This window comes from Pantoea sp. C8B4 (assembly GCF_051336905.1).
GTDB lineage: Bacteria > Pseudomonadota > Gammaproteobacteria > Enterobacterales > Enterobacteriaceae > Pantoea > Pantoea rwandensis_B.
The window spans coordinates 208,302-223,445 of sequence record NZ_JBGMNK010000008.1 but is presented as its reverse complement, the minus strand read 5'-3'; the positions used below and the strand labels follow the sequence as shown (position 1 = coordinate 223,445).

Annotated in this window: 14 protein-coding genes; 8 read left to right on the top strand and 6 right to left on the bottom strand. The window is 57.3% G+C overall.

From position 1 onward, the window contains the following. Positions 1-168: 168 nt before the first annotated feature. A complete protein-coding gene (hutU, locus tag ACCW76_RS12575; RefSeq protein ID WP_436338688.1) occupies positions 169-1,854 on the bottom strand; it encodes a urocanate hydratase in 1,686 nt (561 codons plus the stop codon). Between the two features lie 10 nt (positions 1,855-1,864). Then, a complete protein-coding gene (gene hutH / locus ACCW76_RS12570; protein ID WP_045816944.1) occupies positions 1,865-3,418 on the bottom strand; it encodes a histidine ammonia-lyase in 1,554 nt (517 codons plus the stop codon). A 319-nt stretch (positions 3,419-3,737) separates the two neighbouring features. On the opposite strand from hutH, the gene hutC reads away from it, so the two are divergent. Further along, positions 3,738-4,493 (top strand): histidine utilization repressor, encoded by a 756-nt coding sequence (gene hutC / locus ACCW76_RS12565; protein WP_034820947.1) that lies wholly within the window; start codon positions 3,738-3,740, stop codon positions 4,491-4,493. Here the strand turns inward: hutC and ACCW76_RS12560 are convergent. Next, the gene (locus ACCW76_RS12560) at positions 4,477-5,016 is read right to left on the bottom strand and encodes a HutD/Ves family protein (RefSeq protein ID WP_436338683.1); all 540 of its coding nucleotides are present in this window, start codon (positions 5,014-5,016) and stop codon (positions 4,477-4,479) included. The genes hutC and ACCW76_RS12560 overlap by 17 nt on opposite strands. Continuing rightward, on the bottom strand, positions 5,013-6,368 hold the full coding sequence (locus ACCW76_RS12555; protein ID WP_436338682.1) for a formimidoylglutamate deiminase: 1,356 nt from the start codon (positions 6,366-6,368) through the stop codon (positions 5,013-5,015). Before ACCW76_RS12555 ends, ACCW76_RS12560 begins: the two co-directional genes overlap by 4 nt. Positions 6,369-6,453: 85 nt before the next feature. Between ACCW76_RS12555 and hutI the strand changes: the two genes are divergently transcribed. Both hutI and hutG read left to right on the top strand, forming a co-directional pair. Continuing rightward, positions 6,454-7,671 carry an imidazolonepropionase gene (gene hutI, locus ACCW76_RS12550; RefSeq protein ID WP_436338681.1) on the top strand — a complete coding sequence of 406 codons (1,218 nt, stop codon included), beginning with the start codon at positions 6,454-6,456 and terminating at the stop codon, positions 7,669-7,671. After that, complete coding sequence (hutG, locus tag ACCW76_RS12545; RefSeq protein WP_436338680.1) at positions 7,668-8,459, top strand: N-formylglutamate deformylase; 792 nt, start codon at positions 7,668-7,670, stop codon at positions 8,457-8,459. The genes hutI and hutG overlap by 4 nt, the downstream gene beginning before the upstream one ends. Here the strand turns inward: hutG and ACCW76_RS12540 are convergent. After that, positions 8,456-8,584, bottom strand: a complete 129-nt coding sequence (locus ACCW76_RS12540; RefSeq protein ID WP_436338679.1) for a hypothetical protein — start codon at positions 8,582-8,584, stop codon at positions 8,456-8,458. The two genes, hutG and ACCW76_RS12540, sit on opposite strands and share 4 nt — an antisense overlap. 306 nt (positions 8,585-8,890) lie before the next feature. Here ACCW76_RS12540 and ACCW76_RS12535 point away from each other — a divergent pair, with 306 nt between their 5' ends. Genes ACCW76_RS12535 through ACCW76_RS12515 form a run of 5 tightly spaced genes read left to right on the top strand, consistent with a single transcriptional unit; the run spans position 8,891 to position 13,497 of the window. Then, entirely contained in the window at positions 8,891-9,742 is an 852-nt protein-coding gene (locus tag ACCW76_RS12535; protein ID WP_038647969.1) for a transporter substrate-binding domain-containing protein, read from the top strand. A gap of 12 nt (positions 9,743-9,754) precedes the next feature. Beyond that, positions 9,755-10,474 (top strand): ABC transporter permease, encoded by a 720-nt coding sequence (locus tag ACCW76_RS12530; RefSeq protein ID WP_034820926.1) that lies wholly within the window; start codon positions 9,755-9,757, stop codon positions 10,472-10,474. Between the two features lie 11 nt (positions 10,475-10,485). Next, positions 10,486-11,214, top strand: a complete 729-nt coding sequence (locus tag ACCW76_RS12525; RefSeq protein WP_436338678.1) for an ABC transporter permease — start codon at positions 10,486-10,488, stop codon at positions 11,212-11,214. Position 11,215: 1 nt separating this feature from the next. Then, positions 11,216-12,016, top strand: coding sequence for an ABC transporter ATP-binding protein (locus tag ACCW76_RS12520; RefSeq protein ID WP_034820922.1), 801 nt, complete (start codon positions 11,216-11,218; stop codon positions 12,014-12,016). Beyond that, positions 12,013-13,497, top strand: coding sequence for an HAL/PAL/TAL family ammonia-lyase (locus ACCW76_RS12515; RefSeq protein WP_436338677.1), 1,485 nt, complete (start codon positions 12,013-12,015; stop codon positions 13,495-13,497). Before ACCW76_RS12520 ends, ACCW76_RS12515 begins: the two co-directional genes overlap by 4 nt. Before the next feature lie 843 nt (positions 13,498-14,340). Here ACCW76_RS12515 and ACCW76_RS12510 read toward each other — a convergent pair. Next, positions 14,341-14,970, bottom strand: a complete 630-nt coding sequence (locus ACCW76_RS12510) for a flavin reductase family protein (RefSeq protein ID WP_038647961.1) — start codon at positions 14,968-14,970, stop codon at positions 14,341-14,343. Between the last annotated feature and the right edge of the window lie 174 nt (positions 14,971-15,144).

Below are 15,144 nucleotides of genomic sequence, written 5' to 3'. Positions count from 1 at the left end.
AGAGTAGAGAGTAGAGAGTAGAGAGTAGAGAGTAGAGAGTAGAGAGTAGAGAGTAGAGAGTAGAGAGTAGAGAGTAGAGAGTAGCGAGTAGCGAGAAAGTTTGGCGGCTGAACTAAAAGGAAAGAAAAAAGCCGCCCGGTGAAGGGCGACTTCAGTTATCACGACAAATTACTTCTGCATCGGCAGATTCAAGCCATGCTCTTTCGCGCAGCTCTGCGCCAGTTCATAGCCCGCGTCCGCGTGACGCATCACGCCCGTCGCCGGATCGTTCCACAGCACGCGGCCGAGACGCGCATCCGCTTCGGCGGTGCCGTCGCAGACAATCACCACGCCGGAGTGCTGGGAGAAGCCCATGCCAACGCCGCCACCGTGATGCAGGCTCACCCAGGTCGCGCCGCCTGCGGTGTTCAGCAGGGCATTCAGCAGCGGCCAGTCAGATACCGCATCCGAACCGTCTTTCATCGCTTCGGTTTCACGGTTGGGTGACGCCACGGAACCACAGTCGAGGTGGTCACGGCCGATGACGATAGGCGCTTTCAGCTCACCGTTGCGCACCATTTCGTTGAATGCCAGCGCGGCTTTATGGCGCTCGCCCAGACCCAACCAGCAGATGCGCGCTGGTAGCCCCTGGAAGGCAATACGTTCCTGCGCCATGTCGAGCCAGCGATGCAGGTTCTTGTGCTCCGGGAACAGCTCTTTCAGCTTGGCGTCAGTTTTGTAGATGTCTTCCGGATCGCCTGACAGCGCCACCCAGCGGAAGGGACCTTTGCCTTCACAGAACAGTGGGCGAATATAGGCGGGCACGAAGCCTGGGAAATCAAAGGCGTTTTTCACCCCTTCATCCAGCGCCACCTGACGAATGTTGTTACCGTAATCCACGGTCGGCACGCCCATATGATGGAAGTCGAGCATCGCCTGCACATGCACCGCCATCGACGCACGTGCCGCTTTCTCAACAGCTTTAGGATTGCTGACGCGCTCGGCCTGCCAGCGATCCAGATCCCAACCCACTGGCAGATAGCCATTGATTGGATCGTGTGCGGAAGTCTGATCGGTGACGATATCCGGTTTCATGCCGCCCGCTTTGGCACGCTTCACCAACTCCGGCACGATTTCGGCGGCGTTGCCCAGCAGACCAACAGAAATCGCCTGTTTAGCTTTGGTGGCTTTCTCAATCAGATCCAGTGCTTCGTCTAAGGTATAAGCTTTGTGGTCGACGTAACGGGTGCGCAGACGGAAATCGATACGTGATTCCTGGCACTCAATGGCTAACACGCTGGCACCGGCCAGTACGCCAGCCAGCGGTTGCGCGCCGCCCATGCCGCCCAGGCCTGCTGTCAGGATCCAGCGGCCGCTCAAATCGCTGTCATAATGCTGGCGACCCGCTTCGGCGAAGGTTTCAAAGGTGCCCTGCACGATGCCTTGCGCACCAATGTAGATCCAGGAACCGGCGGTCATCTGGCCGTACATCATCAGGCCAGCTTTATCCAGTTCGTGGAAATGATCCCAGTTAGCCCAGTGCGGCACCAGGTTGGAGTTAGCCAGCAAGACGCGTGGTGCATCGGCATGGGTACGGAACACACCCACCGGTTTGCCTGACTGGATCAGCAAGGTTTCTTCGGGCTGTAACGCACGCAGTGAACGCAGAATCTGCTCAAAGCACTCCCAGTTGCGTGCCGCTTTACCGATACCGCCGTATACCACCAGATCTTCCGGGCGCTCAGCCACATCAGGATCGAGGTTGTTCTGGATCATGCGGTAAGCCGCTTCAATCAACCAGTTCGCACAATGCAGTTCATTACCGCGCGGCGCACGGATTTCGCGGGCAATAGCCTGAGATAAAGTTTCGCTCATCATCAATTCCTTAAAGGGAAGGTGAACGCTGGCTTGGCAGCAGCGCAGTAAGGGATTCAGGCCAGGCGTGACGGCTGGCCCACAGGCGCATGGATTCAATATCCGGCGCCATTAAACGGTCTTGATCGAGGAAGGCGACGTGTTCGCGGATGCGCCCTATCTCTTGTTCCAGTGCAGTCGAGCTTTGCAATGGGCGGTGGAAGTCGATGCCCTGTGCCGCAGCCATGGCTTCAATGCCGACCACGGCAGCGGTGTTGAAACACATATCACCGAGGCGACGCGCGGCGTAGGTGGCCATCGATACGTGATCTTCCTGGTTAGCAGAAGTCGGCAGGCTATCTACACTGCCCGGATGCGCCAGCGATTTGTTTTCAGAAGCCAGTGCGGCAGCGGTGACCTGAGCAATCATAAAGCCAGAGTTCACTCCACCATCGCGCACCAGGAATGGCGGCAGGCCAGAGAGACCGGTATCCAGCAACAGTGCCATACGGCGCTCGGAAATCGCTCCAATTTCGGCAATCGCCAGCGCGATAATATCGGCGGCAAACGCCACCGGTTCAGCGTGGAAGTTACCGCCTGAAATCACATCACCACTTTCACTGAACACCAGCGGATTATCGGAGGCCGCATTGGCTTCAATTTGCAGTACGCGCGACGCATGGCTGAGATTGTCTAAGCACGCGCCCATGACCTGCGGTACGCAGCGAATTGAGTAGGGATCCTGCACGCGACCACAATTCGTATGTGAACTGAGGATTTCACTGCCTTCCAATAAGGAAGAAACCGCAGCGGCCACCGCGATTTGCCCGTGCTGACCACGCGCCTGATGAATACGCGCATCGAAAGGTTTTACTGAGCCTTTGATCGCTTCCAGCGACAATGCACCCGCCATCAGGCCTGCGGCAAACAGGTTTTCGGCTTCAAACAAGCCGCGCAGTGCCAGCGCGTTAGAGACCTGAGTGCCATTCAGCAAAGCCAAACCTTCTTTCGGTCCCAGCACAATCGGCTGCAGGCCAACGCGTGCCAGCCCTTCCGTAGCAGGAATCAGTTCTCCGTCGACGCGCACCTGGCCTTCGCCCAGCAACATCAAAGACAGATGGGCCAGCGGGGCCAAATCGCCCGATGCACCTACCGAACCTTTTTCCGGGATACACGGCATGACACCGGCATTAAACAGCGCCAGCAGGGCTTCAATTAACTGGATACGCACGCCGGAGTGACCGCGTGCCAGGCTGATGATTTTGGTGGCGACCACTAAGCGCGTAACGTTATCGGGCAGTAAGTTACCCAACCCCACGCTGTGCGACAGCACCAGATTGCGCTGCAACTCTGCCAGACGTTCAGAAGGAATCTGTGTCTGGGCCAGTTTGCCGAAGCCGGTATTGATGCCGTACACCACTTTGCCTGATGCCACGATGGCATCGACGGTTTCATTCGCGCGATCGATGGCCGCACGGGCGTCATCCGCTAACGTGAGCGTCACCTTGCTTTGATAAATCGCCCGCAAGGTCGCGAGGTCCACTTCACCGGGAACGAGGCGAATTTCCTGAACCGAACCTGACATAGTCTACTCCTGTCTATACAAGTGATCGGGTGCTACCTGCACGCCCTGAGTTGACGATCTGGCAAGGGGTAGCACCATTGAATGAGCTGAGTGAAGCATAAGTGTCTAATCTTGTCTATACAAGTAGCAAGGGCTGTGCCAGATTGATTGGATTCTGTGAAATGCGCCGCAATGCGGAATGTGTCATTCAGCCGCAGTGGCATTGCACCGAAACAGGGAGAACGCTGCACTGTTGACGCGCTGTCTGCACAATTGGATGTATATACATTTACGTGCTGAGACAGTAAACTTTGGGCATTATTCGGAAAAGGAACAGGATATGGCGGAGCAAACGGCAATAGCGCAGCTGGCCGCAGCGATGGGCGATGAGCCAGCACCGATTTATCAGCGCGTGAAACAGGCGATCGTCAGCCAGATCCGTGAAGGTCACTGGAAAGCGAATCAGCGCGTACCGTCCGAAAGTGAGCTGGTTAACGAACTGGGCGTGAGCCGCATGACCATTAACCGTGCGCTGCGTGAACTCACCAGCGAAGGTTTTTTGGTGCGCATGCAAGGCGTCGGCACCTTTGTCGCGGAGATGAAGGGCTACACCGCGATGCTGGAAGTGCATAACATCGCCGATGAGATTGCTCAGCGCGGTCATCGCCACAGCTGCAAAATTTTGTCGATTGGGCAGATGAAGGCCGATCCAGAACAAGCCGCTGTGTTGGGCTTGTCCACCGGACAGACGCTGTATCATTCGTTGATTGTGCATTACGAAAACGATATGCCGGTGCAACTGGAAGATCGTCTGGTTAACCCGCTGGTGGCGCCGGATTACCTCAGTCAGGATTATCATCAACTGACGCCGTACACCTATTTGATGCGCGTGGCGCCGCTGACTGCCGGTGAACATATTGTGGAAGCGGTCCTGCCCGATCTGCGCCAGCGTAAACATCTGGCGCTGGATGAGCATGAGCCTTGCTTGCTGATTCGTCGTCAGACCTGGAGCGACAACAAGATTGTGACTTACGCGCGCCTGCTCTATCCAGGCTCGCGCTATAAGTTACTGGGTCGTTTCAGAGGACACGGCTAAGCGCCACAAACAGCAGGCTGGCATCCGAGGTTCGCGGTGCCAGCTGCGTCTCTTCATCCAGCCACCACATCCCCTGATTAACCGTGACGCTTTCGCCGTCCGCACTCTGCCATTCACCCGATAGCACCCACGCGACACCGTGTTCGCTGGCAACAGCGTGTTGCACAACTTCCACCTGAGCCTGCCAACTGTCACGGCGGGTCATGATATTGAAATCCTGACAGCTGCCACTGATCTGCGCGTCGATCGACCATTCACCGGGAAATGCCCACGGCTGATGCGGCAACAACGCGTGCTCGACGCTATCACTGCGAAGTACCACGCTGTCGCCATTCAGCAGCGTAATCACGCGATCGATACCGGGGAACGGCGAGAAAGGTCCGTCGGCATCGATGGTGGCAATACTGGCGCGCCAGCCAAACTCTGCCTCACCGGGTGGAAAGCTGACGATTTCACGTGTTTCGCCGCCGCCGTTGCGCCAGCGGCTCACGGACAACTGGCTGTAGTCAAAGCGTGTTCTCATTGCAGCGCCCTCATCGCCTCGGCAAAGCGTGCAGCAGCAGCTTCTTCTGCCTGATGATGGCCCTCGCTGATGACCTGATTACCGGCGACAAACACATCGCGGATCTGGCTTTGGCTACCGCCAAACAGCCAGCGGTTAAGAAGTGACGCTGAACTCACGCTGCCCAGGAAGGCATCGTTTTCCAGCACCAGCCAGTCGGCGCGTTTACCCACGGCCAGTTCACCTGTGTTGATCGCGCACGCTTGCGCACCGCCTTGTGCCGCCTGCTGCCACAGCAGATCGCCCACAGAAGGCTGGTGGGGCAGGGTGATACGATTGCGACGGCGATCGCGCAGGCGCTGACCGTACTCCAGCCAGCGCAGTTCTTCCAGCGCACTGAGCGACACATGGCTGTCCGAGCCAATGCCCCAGCGCCCACGGCGTGCGATGTATTCCACCGCCGGGAAGATGCCGTCGCCAAGATTGGCTTCGGTGGTCGGACAGAGACCGGCAATCGCACCGCTGGCGGCCATGCGTTGGATTTCGCTGTCGTCCAGATGGGTGGCATGAATCAGGCACCAGCGCTGATCCACCTCGAAGCGATTGTAGAGCCAGGCCACTGGACGTTCACCGCTCCACGCCAGACTGTCATTCACCTCTTTTTCCTGCTCCGCCACATGGATATGCACCGGCACATCAGCAGCGCTGGCGGCCAGCACTTCACGCATCTGGGTTTCATTTACCGCGCGCAGCGAGTGGAAACAGATGCCATGATTAAGCAGCGGTTTATTGGCGCTCCATTGCGCTGCGCGTTGCTGTTGTTGCAGATAAGCATCGGTCTGCTGGATGAAACGGCGCTGGCCATCGCTGGCGGGTTGCGATCCAAATCCGCTGTAGCTGTAAAGCACCGGCAGCAACGTCTGACCAATGCCAGCGGTCTCGGCGGCGGCCATCAGGTTGAGCAGCATCGCGTCATCGGCATAGGGTTTGCCCTGCGCATCGTGATGCAAGTAGTGGAATTCCGCCACCTGGCTGTAGCCGCCTTTTAGCATGTCGATGTAGAGATGGGTGGCGATATCGCCGACCTGCTCCGGCGACAGGCGCTGCACCATGCGATACATCAGATCGCGCCACGTCCAGAAACTGTCCTGCGGATCGCCTGCCACTTCTGCCAGCCCGGCCATGGCACGCTGGAAGGCGTGTGAGTGCAGGTTGGCGATGGCAGGAATAACCGGGCCAGCAAGGCGAGTGGCGCTGCCTGGCGTGCTGCTGGGGGTGAGTGAAGCGATCTGTCCGGATGCGTCAGTGGTAATCAATACGTCTTCATGCCAGCCGTCGGCCAGCAGCGCGCGTGGGGCAAAAAAAACGGCCATGGTTGATCCTTAAGGGCGGAAAGTTGTATATACATATACATACTTTGAGACGCACTGTAAATCGTCAGACGTGAAGGGGAGTGGGATGGCAGAAGCGAAGCAGATCGACAGCCTGTGGCTGGGGGCCGATATCGTCACCATGCGAGACGGGCACTATAACCTGATTGCCGACGGTGCGCTGGCGGTGGATAACGGTGAGCTGATTTGGGTAGGGCCGCGCAGCGAACTGCCAAATTTTGCTCCGCGTTCGCAGCAGCAATTTGACGGTGGCATCATCACGCCGGGTCTGGTCGATTGCCATACGCATCTGGTGTTTGGCGGCGACCGTAGCCAGGAGTTTGAGCAACGTCTGAACGGCGTCAGCTATGCTGAGATTGCGGCGCAGGGCGGTGGTATTCTCTCCACGGTGCGTGCTACGCGCGCGGCATCGCAGCAGGAGTTGGTGGCAAGCGCGCGCTGGCGTCTGGATCGATTGCTGGCAGAAGGCGTCACTACAGTGGAGATTAAATCGGGTTATGGCCTCGATGAAACCAGCGAGCTGACCATGCTGCGCGCCATCCGCGAGCTGGCAGAAACAGTCCCCGCCGATGTGCTGGCGACCTGTCTGGCCGCGCACGGTTTCCCACCGGAATTTAAGGAAAATCCACAGGGCTGGATCGATATCATCTGTAATCGCTTGCTACCGCAGGTGAAGGCGGAAGGTCTGGCGGATGCGGTCGATGCCTTCTGCGAACATCTGGCCTTCTCCCCTGAGCAGGTCAGCGCGGTGTTTGATAAAGCCAAAGCGCTGGGGATGCCGGTTAAATTGCACGCCGAGCAGCTTTCTGCGCTGGGCGGCGCCACGCTGGCGGCTGAATACGGCGCCTTGTCAGCCGATCATCTCGAATACGCCACCGAAGCCGATGCGCAAGCGATGGCGCAAAACGGCACCGTTGCGGTGTTGCTGCCGGGCGCGTTCTATCTGCTGCGCGAGACGCAACGCCCGCCGGTGGATCTGTTCCGCAAACACGGCGTGCCAATGGCGCTGGCCAGCGATGCCAATCCCGGTACTTCCCCGGCGTTGTCGCTGCGTCTGATGCTCAATATGGGCTGCACGCTATTTGGGATGACGCCGGAAGAAGCGCTGGCGGGTGTGACCCTGTGGGGGGCGAAAGCGCTGGGATTACAGCATTCGCACGGTTCGCTGGAGGTCGGCAAGGTGGCGAACTTTGTACACTGGCCGCTGGCGCGTCCGGCAGAACTGGTTTACTGGTTGGGCGGCGAGTTGCCGTGCCAGGTTATCTATCGTGGAGAAGCGCAATGACACCTTTTCATTTCACCGCCGGTAAGCTGCCGCTGCTGGTCAGTATCCCGCATGCGGGTACTCAGTTAACGCCTGAAGTGGACGCCGGATTAAGCGACGCGGCACGCGGCCTGCCGGATACCGACTGGCACATTCCGCTGCTGTACGATTTTGTGCGTGATCTGGGGGCCAGCCTGCTGATTGGCCATTACTCCCGTTTTGTCATCGACCTGAATCGTCCGGCGGATAATCAGCCGCTGTATACCACCGCGACGACAGGGCTGTACCCAGAGACGTTATTTGATGGTACGCCGACCTTCGCCGAGGGGAAAACGCCCAGTGCCGCCGCGCGTCAGGGTTATCTCGATAATATCTGGCAGCCGTATCATCAGCAGATCCAGCAAGAGCTGGCGCGACTGAAAGCGGAACACGGTTATGCGCTGCTGTTTGACGCCCACTCCATTGCCTCAGTGATTCCGCGCTTGTTTGATGGTCAGTTGCCGGATATCAATATTGGCACCAACAGCGGTGAGAGTTGCTCTGGCGCGGTGATCGAAGCGATCAAGGATGTCTGTGCCGCGCAAAGCGATTACAGCTGGGTCGTCAACGGACGTTTCAAAGGCGGCTATATCACGCGTGCCTACGGTCAGCCGCAGCAGGGCGTACAGGCCGTACAGCTCGAACTGGCGCAGCTGAATTATATGGATGAAACCCCGCCGTTTGCCTGGCAGCAGGATCGTGCCGCGCAGCTGCAGAAAGTGTTAAAACCAATGATGCAGGCGTTTTTACAGGCCGGAAAGCCGCGTTAATCGCCTGAGTGGTATGGCAAGACGTCATGCTTGCCAGGGCTAAATTGCATCAGGCTGCCACCTTTGAAAGGTGGCAGTTTTTGATGGGTGTTGAAGTGCAAACTCATGCCACGCGCCATACCCATCTCACTTCCATTTAAACCCTGACATCCCCATAACAGTGCAATCGCGCCCCAAAAATGTGCACCTATACGTCCACACCGTGACCATTCCCTGATTCCATCGCTTCTGCCGATCTGGCACACCGCTTGCTAGGTTGTATGTACAAGTAAAGACCACGTGGTAATTATCACTTTTTATTCTGGCTGGCTCACAAAAAGCTTATGCCGACAATGATCTGCCGCAAGCTAACTTGTATATACATGAAATGTCATCTGCGCTGTATCAGCCAACAGAGACAGCCAATTCGATTAATGACCAGGAGAAGCCGCATGACGCACCGCGCCCCGATTCGCCGTTTTTGCCTCACGACCCTGTTTGCCAGCCTGATGATCAGCGGGATGGCTGTGCAGGCGAAAGAGTGGAAATCGATCACCATCGCTACCGAAGGCAGTTATGAACCCTGGAACCTGACGCTGCCGGGCGGCAAGTTAGGTGGCTTTGAACCTGAACTGATGGAAGACCTGTGTAAGCGCATGGGCATCCAGTGCAAGCTGGTGGTGCAAAACTGGGATGGCATGATCGCCGGACTGAATGCTGGCAAATATGACGTGATCATGGATGCGATTGTCATTACGCCGGACCGCAAAAAAGTGGTCAATTTCACCGTGCCTTACGCGTCCACGCCGGCCACCTTTATCACCACCAAAGACAGCCCGCTGATGCCTGCCGATCACAACATCATCAAGCTGCATGATGATGAGAAGGAGATCAATACGGCGATTGCCCCTCTGAAAGCTGCGTTAAAAGGCAAAACCATTGGCATCGCGTCCGGCACGGTTTACACGCCATTTATTGATAAGTACTTCAAAGATGTCGCCGACGTGCGTGAATACACTTCCTCAGCAGATGCGATTCTCGATCTTCAGGCGGGGCGTATTGATGCGGTATTCGACGATGTGACCTTCGCCCAATCGATGCTGGCGCGCAAAGAGAACAGCAACCTGACCTTCAGTGGCCCGCAGTTGGGTGGCCCGATCTGGGGTGAGGGCGAGGCGATGGGCGTGCGCATGGCTGACAACGATCTGAAGGCCAAACTCGACGAGGCCATTAAAGGCGCACTGGCCGATGGCACCGTGAAAAAGCTAAGTGAGAAGTGGTTTAAAACTGACGTAACCCCGTAAGTGAGGTGAAAGATGATGAGCCTGCTGAGTTTTGGTGCTGATGGCTGGGGCCGCCTGATTTTGGGGGCTGCCTTCACCACGCTGCTGTTGTCGCTGGCGGCGCTGATGATTGGCGCAGTGGTCGGTTCTGGCGTGGCGGCAGCGAAACTGTCGCCACAGCGCTGGGTTCGCTGGTTGGGTGAAGCCTATTCCACGGTGTTTCGCGGCATCCCGGAACTGCTGGTGATCTACCTGTTCTATTTTGGCGGATCGGGCCTGATTACCCTCGTTGGGCAGATGTTCGGTGCGGATGGCTTTATCGAAGCGCCACCGTTCCTTATTGGTGCACTGGCAATCGGGCTCATCTCGGGATCCTATCAAGGTGAAGTGTATCGTGCGGCACGTCTGGCACTGGCCAAAGGCGAAGTGGAAGCCGCGGTGGCGATTGGCATGCCGCGCTGGCGCATCGCACAGCGCATTTTGCTGCCGCAGATTGTGCGCTATGCGCTGCCGGGCATGTCGAATGTCTGGCAGATGAGCCTGAAAGATTCGGCGCTGGTGTCGGTGACAGGCATCGTTGAGCTGATGCGTGCCAGCCAGGTGGCGGCGGGATCCACGCGCGATTACTTCACTTTCTATCTGATTGGCGGTGGCTGCTATCTGGTGCTGACGCTGCTGTCTAATCATGCATTCCGTCGGGCAGAATCCCGCCTCGGACGCGCATGGCAAAGTCGCACTGCGGCACAGCACTAAGGAGCAGCAGTATGATTGACTTCGCCTTTCTGACTGACACTTTCCTCAAGCTAAGCGCAGCGTTGCCGGTAACGCTGGGGCTGTTTATCAGTGCATTTCTCTGTGGTGGCATTCTCGCCATCGGGATTCTGTCACTGCGCATGAGTCGCTGGCGGGTGCTGAGCGGCTTTGCGCGCGGCTACATTCTGGTGTTTCGCGGCTCACCGCTGCTGATTCAACTGTTCTTGATCTATTACGGATTGGGCCAGTTTGGGGTGATCCGCCATAGCTTTGTCTGGCCATTCCTGCGCGAGCCGTTTACCTGCGCCGTGCTGGCACTGTCGCTGTGTACGGCGGCTTATACTGCGGAGATCTTACGTGGTGCTTTGCTGGCGGTGCCGCCCGGCCAGGCTGAAGCCGGGCTGGCCTGCGGCATGTCGCGCTGGCTGCTACTGCGTCGTATCATCGCGCCCATCATGCTGCGTTATGCTCTGCCGGCTTATTCCACCGAAGCGATTTTGCTGGTGAAGTCCACGGCGCTGGCCAGTCTGGTCACCGTATGGGATGTCACTGGTGTGGCGCAGCAGATCATTCAGCGTACCTATCGCACCATGGAAGTGTTTATCTGCGCCGCCGCCATTTATCTGATCCTGAACTTCATTATCGTCCAGCTTTACGCGTTGTTAGAACGCCGTTTAACCCCGGTGCATCGCGTTGAAAAAAAGCCGTTACCCGTCGTTAAACCGCTTGCCGGAGAGTGATATGCAATCCACGTCCCCCGTAACCTTAAGCGCCACCGATATTCATAAATCCTTTGGCGCGATGGAAGTACTGAAAGGCATTTCGCTGCAGGCGCACCAAGGCGATGTCATCTCGATTCTCGGTGCCAGCGGCTCGGGTAAAAGTACCTTATTGCGCTGCATCAATCTGCTGGAAACGCCGGATGCTGGCGTGGTGAGCGTCGGTGGTGAAACGATTGAGATGAAGCGCCATGCGCGTGGCCATCAGCTGGCGGCCAACCCAAAACAGATTGAGCGTTTGCGCTCGCGTCTGGGCATGGTGTTCCAGAGTTTTAACCTGTGGTCGCATATGACGGTGCTACAAAACGTGATTGAAGGGCCGCACTATGTTCTGAAGCGCGATAAGAAAAGCTGCATTGCCCAGGCGGAGCAGTTGCTGGATCGCGTTGGCCTGTTGAATCGCAAAGATTTCTACCCGGCGCAGCTTTCCGGCGGCCAGCAGCAGCGAGTGGCGATTGCCCGTGCACTGGCGATGGATCCGGAAGTGATGCTGTTTGATGAGCCAACTTCGGCGCTCGATCCGGAGTTGGTGGGCGAAGTATTGAAAGTGATGCGCAGCCTGGCAGAAGAGGGGCGCACCATGCTGGTGGTGACCCACGAAATGGGCTTTGCGCGTAACGTTTCCAACCGCGTGGTGTTTATGCATCAGGGGACCATTGATTGTCAGGGGACGCCGGAAGAGATGTTTGGCGCACAGGGCTCGCAGCGCTTTAAGCAGTTTATCTCCAGCCATCAGAGCCATCACACGGAGCAACCAGCATGACGTTAGTGTGGGGCGATGAAACGCTGTCCTGGCAGGATGTGGTGCAGGTGGCGCGGCACAATGCCGAACTGACGTTAAGCGCCAGTGCCTGGCAGCGTATTGCTCAGGGGCGTGAGATCGTCGAGCAGATTGTGGCCAGCGGTCATATCGCTTATGGCATCAATACCGGGTTGGGTGCGCTGTGCAATATCACTTTGCCGGAGGAACAACTGAGCCAGCTGTCGCGCAATACGCTGTTGAGTCACGCTTGTGGCGTGGGCCCACTGCTGGCGCGCGAACAGGTGCGCGCCATCCTGTGTGCGGCGATTGCGAACTACAGCCACGGTAAATCGGGCGTGTCGGTGGCGCTGGTGCAGCATTTGCTGGCGCTGCTGAATCATCAGATTACGCCGCAGGTGCCGTCGCAAGGTTCTGTGGGTTACCTCAGCCATATGGCGCATATTGGGCTCGCGCTGATTGGCGTGGGCGATGTTGAGTATCAGCAACAGATCGTGCCTGCCGGGCAAGCGCTGACGCAGGCCGGGTTAACACCTTATCGACCCGGTGCCAAAGAGGGGTTGAGCCTGGTGAACGGTACGCCGTGCATGACCGGTTTGTCTTGCCTGGCACTGGATGATGCGGCGCGGCTGTTGGATTGGGCTGACGTGACCGGCGCGATGAGTTTTGAGGCGCTGCGTGGCCAGTTAGTGGCATTTGATGCAGAAGTGATTGCGCTGAAAGCCAGTCCTGGCATGCAGGTGAGTGGCCTGCGTTTGCGTCAGTTGCTGAGCGACAGCCCGCTGCTGGCAAAAAGCGTGGGCGTGCGCACGCAGGATGCGTTGAGTTTACGCTCGATGCCGCAAGTGCACGGTGCCAGCCGCGATCAGTTTGATCACGCCGCGCGACAGGTGAATACCGAGTTGAATGCCTGTACCGATAATCCTTTGGTATTGGGTACCGTGGATAATTGGCGTGTGGTGTCGCAGGCCAATCCGCATGGTGAATCGGTGGCGATGGCGGCTGATGTGTTGGCCATTGCCATGGCGGAGGTTGGCAGTATTGCTGAGCGGCGCCTGGATCGTTTAGTGAATCCGCTGGTCAGTGGTTTACCGGCGTTTCTGGTGGCGCAGCCGGGCGTGAATTCCGGCATGATGATTGCCCAGTATGTGGCGGCATCGTTGTGCGCGGAGAACCGCCAGCTGGCGCAACCGGCGGTGCTGGATAATTACGTGACCTCGGGTTTGCAGGAGGATCATCTTAGCCTGGGTACCGGGGCCGCGCTTAAGTTGCTGAAGCTGGTAGGGAACGTATGGCAGATTCTGGCGATTGAGTATTTGCTGGCAGCGCAGGCGCTGGATTTTCATGGCGAGGCGGAGTTGGCGGAAGGTACGAAACAGGCGTTGCGCCGTTTGCGGGCAGTGGTGGCGAACTGGCAGGAAGACCGCTGGCTGGCACCGGAAATTGCCCGGGCGGTTGAGGTGATGAAGAACGGTGTGGGCTGAGTGTTCTTAAGCGATGCTTAACTGCTTAACTGCTTAACTGCTGAACTGCTGAACTGCTGGGTGCGTGTGGGGGCGGGCCGCAGCATCTCTGCTGCCGCCGGGCAGTCCTCGCGCCGCTGACGCGGTGCCCTCGGCTTCCACGTCGTGCCGACGGACCGTTCGGGGATCGACCATCCCTGGTCGGCCCCGAACTGATCCACGCATCCCTGCGTGGATCTCCTGGCCCAACGTAAAAGCCTCAGCGCTGCGGATAGCCCTTGCAGCATCGAAGGTGCTACGGCCACTAACACTTATGCTGTTTTAACAACGCGTATTGAAGTTTATGAGCTGGCTTGTGAGCCGATGTGAGTTCTTATCGGCTGAAGTTTATGAGTCGGCTGATGCTCTTATTAGCATCACAAATTCAAGTTTATGAACAGAAATACGCCTGATGACAAAACGCACTGAAGCTTATGGGAAGGGAAGTGTCTTTAAACAAAAACGCACTGAAATTCATGGAAATGAGAGTGCCTTTAAACAAAACGCACGAAAGTTTATGAGCTGGCTGGGGGCGCAAGGGGGCAGGCAATCCGCAGCGCCGAGCAGAGTGATTCTGCCAGGATAGCCCGCAGGACGCGGGCGAAAGGCGGGGCGGCACAGGGATGTGCCATCCCCCGCCGTTCCGTGAGGCAGAAGAACGAAGTGAGGGCACCGCGTCAGCGGCGCGAGGACGCCAGCCCCCTTGCGCCCCCAGCCAGCGTTAACTCGGTTGTAAGCCAACCCGCATTTCAGCCTGCAATCCAAACCTGTGTTTCAAACTGCTTTTAAATCATTAGTCCAACCGTAACCGGCAACCCACAAAATTTACCCCCGACGCGCATCCGGGCGCACCAAATCAAACCGCAAATCCTCGCTGATGCCGTAATACGCCGATGGGCCACCGGCTCGCAGAATAGGTTGCGCCTTTGCGGTCTGGTAGATGCCATCTTCCAGCAGCGTCTCATCAATATGGATCGCCACCACTTCACCCAACACCAGCCAACTCTCCAGTTCAGTGCCTTGCACATCCTGCAGACGAATCAGCTGGGTCAGGCGGCACTCAAAATTAACCGGGCTCTCTGCCACCATGCTGACGTTGACGTGCGAGGCAGCGATTGGTGTCAATCCTGCGAGTGCGAACTCATCTTGTTCAGGCGGTACTGAAGCAGAGCTTTCATTCATCGCTTCGGCGAGCGGACGAGTGGCCAGATTCCAGACAAACTCTTTGCTCTCACTGATATTGCGTACGCTGTCTTTCCAGCCGCTGCTGGCAAAACCGATGATGGGGGGATGATAGTTAAAACAGTTGAAGAAACTGTAGGGTGCCAGGTTGCGCTGGCCACTGGCGCTCAGCGAACTCACCCAGCCGATGGGGCGGGGACCAACAATAGCGTTCAGCGGATCGTGTGGTAAACCATGCCCGCTTCGTGGCTGATAAGTGTAACGTTGTCGCATTAGCGCTCCTGGCTTGTCTGATAAACTTCGCACCACAACGGTATCATGGCATCCCAATCACGGTTATCGGGAAAGGGATGACTTTAATGCCCGTCTGGTGGTAGCACGAATTATTTGGGACTCAATTTGGGGATATTAGGTTTAAATGCAATACAGATAATCGTGTAAGCGGAT